This is a genomic window from Arthrobacter sp. GCM10027362 (assembly GCF_042679445.1).
Classification (GTDB): Bacteria; Actinomycetota; Actinomycetes; order Actinomycetales; family Micrococcaceae; genus Crystallibacter.
Map to the genome: position 1 here is coordinate 1 of NZ_JBHTML010000294.1, position 3,390 is coordinate 3,390.

The 3,390-nt window shown below is 71.6% G+C and carries 3 protein-coding genes; 1 reads left to right on the forward strand and 2 read right to left on the reverse strand.

The features are described 5' to 3' along the window. Window positions 1-98: 98 nt before the first annotated feature. On the reverse strand, window positions 99-1,055 hold the full coding sequence (locus tag ACFQ36_RS21765; protein WP_377017484.1) for a phosphoribosylaminoimidazolesuccinocarboxamide synthase: 957 nt from the start codon (window positions 1,053-1,055) through the stop codon (window positions 99-101). Between the two features lie 3 nt (window positions 1,056-1,058). Next, the gene (gene purD, locus ACFQ36_RS21770; protein WP_377017486.1) at window positions 1,059-2,369 is read right to left on the reverse strand and encodes a phosphoribosylamine--glycine ligase; all 1,311 of its coding nucleotides are present in this window, start codon (window positions 2,367-2,369) and stop codon (window positions 1,059-1,061) included. Between the two features lie 66 nt (window positions 2,370-2,435). On the opposite strand from purD, the gene ACFQ36_RS21775 reads away from it, so the two are divergent. Beyond that, window positions 2,436-3,390 (forward strand): asparaginase (locus ACFQ36_RS21775; RefSeq protein WP_377017488.1); only part of this gene is annotated, 955 nt, incomplete at its 3' end.

Below are 3,390 nucleotides of genomic sequence, written 5' to 3' on the forward strand. Positions count from 1 at the left end.
GCCGGCCGCGGCGATGGCAGCGCCGGCCGCGGCCGTCCCGTCGCCTAGCGCGTCGCACCTTCCCACCGCCCGCTTCGCCCGCAGCGGGGCCCTCGGTGCTAGCTGAACTTCCGCCCGGTCAGCCGCTCGTAGGCCTGGACATAGCGGGCCCGGGTCTTCGCCACGATCTCCTCGGGCAGCGGCGGAGGCGGCGCGTCCGAGGCCTTGTCCCAGCCGGACTCGGCCGAGGTCAGCCAGTCCCGCACGAACTGCTTGTCGAAGGAGGCCTGGGCCCGGCCGGGCTCGTAGGTTTCCGCGTCCCAGAAGCGGGAGGAGTCCGGGGTGAGCACCTCGTCCCCGAGCGTGATCTCGCCGGTGGCCGGGTTGGCACCGAATTCCACCTTGGTATCGGCCAGGATGATGCCCCGGGCCCGGGCGGTCTCCTCGGCCCGGGTGTAGATCCGCAGCGTCAGCTCCCGCAGCGCCGCGGCGGTCTCCGCTCCCACGGTGTCCACAACGGCGTCGAACGTGATGTTCTCGTCGTGCTCGCCGACCTCGGCCTTGGCCGAGGGGGTGAAGATCGCCGGCTCCAGCCGCGAGCCGTCCACCAGGCCTTCGGGCAGCGGCAGCCCGCAGACGGTGCGCGAGGCCCGGTACTCGGCCAGGCCGGAACCGGTCAGGTAGCCGCGGGCAATGCATTCGATCGGGAACATGTCCAGCCTGCGGCAGATCATGGCCCGGCCGGCGACGGCGGCCGGGACATCGGTGGACACCACGTGGTTGGCCACGGGCTCCGGCCCCGCGGAGAGCTGATCGAACCACCACAGGCTCAGCTGAGTCAGGATCCTGCCCTTGTCCGGGATCTCGGTGCCGAGCACATGGTCGTAGGCGCTGATCCGGTCGCTGGCCACCACCAGCACGGTGTCATTGCGCTGGTCCAGCAGGCCCTCGGCGGCCATGTCCTCGCCGTCGGTGCCGACCCGCGCCGCGGTGGCCGGAATATAGAGGTCGCGGACCTTGCCGGAGTAGACGTGGGTCCAGCCCGGCAGGTCCAGGGGCGACGGTGCGAATGCCACTGCCTACTCCTTGCCCGCAGAGGCTGGCGCGGCACCGCGCGGTGCCGGAATGCCGACCTGGCCCCGGGACGCCTTGAGCGCGATGTCGGTACGGTACTGGGCGCCTTCCAGTTCGATCAGCCCCACTCCGGCATAGGCGCGTTCGCGCGCCTCCGCCAGGTCCTCGCCGAGGGCGACGACGGCAAGCACCCGGCCGCCGGCACTGACCACCTTGCCGTCCTCCAGCCGGGTTCCGGCGTGGATCACGTGCACGTTCGGCAGCGCGTTGGCCTGCTCCAGCCCGCCGATCAGGTCTCCGGTCCGCGGGGTGCCCGGATAGTTTTCCGCGGCTACGACGACGGCGACGGCGGCGTCCTTGGCCCAGTGCAGCTGTTCGGCCTCGTCCAGTTCGCCCTTGGCCGCCGCCAGCAGCAGTCCGCCCAGCGGGGTCTTGAGCCGGGCCAGCACCACCTGGGTCTCCGGATCGCCGAAGCGGGCGTTGAACTCGATGACCCGCACGCCGCGGCTGGTGATGGCCAGGCCGCAGTAGAGCACACCGACGAAGGGCGTGCCGCGGCGGGCCATCTCCCGGATGGTCGGCAGCGCCACGCGCTCCATGACCTCGTCCACGAAGCCTGCCGGCAGCCACTCCAGCGGCGTGTAGGCGCCCATGCCGCCGGTGTTGGGGCCTTGGTCGCCGTCGAAAATCCGCTTGAAGTCCTGCGCCGGCACCAGCGGAACCGCATGCCGGCCGTCGGAAATGACAAACAGGGAGACCTCCGGGCCGTCCAGGTACTCCTCGATCACCACCTGGCCGCCGGCGTCGAAGCAGGACCGGGCATGCGCCAGCGCCGCCCCGCGGTCCTCGGTGACCACCACGCCCTTGCCCGCGGCCAGGCCGTCGTCCTTGACCACATAGGGGGCGCCGAAACGGTCCAGCGCCTCGGCCGCTTCCTGGACGTCGGCGGCCACGTGGGCCATGGCCGTGGGGACGTTGGCCGCTGCCATAACCTGCTTGGCGAAGGCTTTGGATCCTTCCAGCCGTGCGGCTTCCTTGCCCGGACCGAAGACCGGAATGCCCGCCGCCCGCAGCGGGTCCGCCACACCGGCGGCCAGCGGAGCCTCCGGGCCCACCACCACCAGGTCCACGTCGAGCCCGCGGGCCAGGGCGGTCACGGCCGCCGGGTCATTGGCGTCGATGCTGTGCGTGGGGGCGATTTCGGCGATGCCTGCGTTGCCCGGGGCCGCATGGACTTCGGAGACGTACGGATCAGCCAGCAGGGCTCGGACAATGGCGTGTTCGCGGCCTCCGGGGCCAATCACAAGAACCTTCACAACGTCTAAGCCTACTGGCTCAGCGCGCCGCGCCAGAAGTTGGTTTCCGGCCCATACACTAAACCCATGCTTGAGACTTTTAGGGCCTCGGACGCCGCCGAGCTGGCCGTCGTCGAGCGCAACGGCTTCATCGAGTCCCGCCACCTGGGCTCCGCCGTCGTCATGGCCGCCGACGGTTCGGTGGTGACTGAGCTCGGGGACATTGCGGCCCCGGTCTTCCCCCGCTCCACGCTCAAGCCCCTCCAGGCGCTGGCGGCCATGCGGGCGGGCGTGCCGCTGCGCGGGGCGCAGGTGGCCCTGGCCTGCGGCAGCCATGTAGGCTCCCGCAAGCATATGGAAGTGGCTGCGGGCATGCTCCGGGCTGCGGGCATGACCGCCGGGCAGCTGCAGTGCCCGCCCGCCTGGCCGGCGGACGAGGAAGCCCTCGCCTGGCTGATCCGCACGGACCGCGGCCGGCAGCGCCTGGCCTTCAACTGTTCCGGCAAGCACGCCGCCTTCCTCTGGGCCTGCAGGGAGAACGGCTGGGACACCGCCACCTACCTGGAACCGAACCACCCCATGCAGCGCATGGTGATGGAAACGGTGGAGGAGTATGCCGGCGAGGCCATCAGCCATATCGCGGTGGACGGCTGCGGCGCCCCGGTGCCGGCCTTCTCCCTGCACGGGCTGGCCCGCGCCGTCGGCAGGCTGGCCAAGGCGCCGTCGGACCGGCACGCCGACGCCCGCGCCGCCACCATCGCCACGGCCATGGTGGACTACCCCTGGGCCGTCCAGGGCCACGGACAGGAAAACACGGTGGTCATGGAGGAACTGCGGATCCTGGCCAAGCTCGGTGCCGAGGGCGTGATGGTCATGGGCACCCCCACCGGCGTCTCGGTGGCGGTCAAGATCCTGGACGGCAGCCTGCGGGCCGCGTCGCTGGTTGCGCTGACGCTGCTGGCCGCGGCCGGGGCGGTGGCCGCGGTGGAAGTGGGCCCGGTGCTGGACCGGGTGGTCAAGCCGGTGCTCGGCCGGGGCCAGC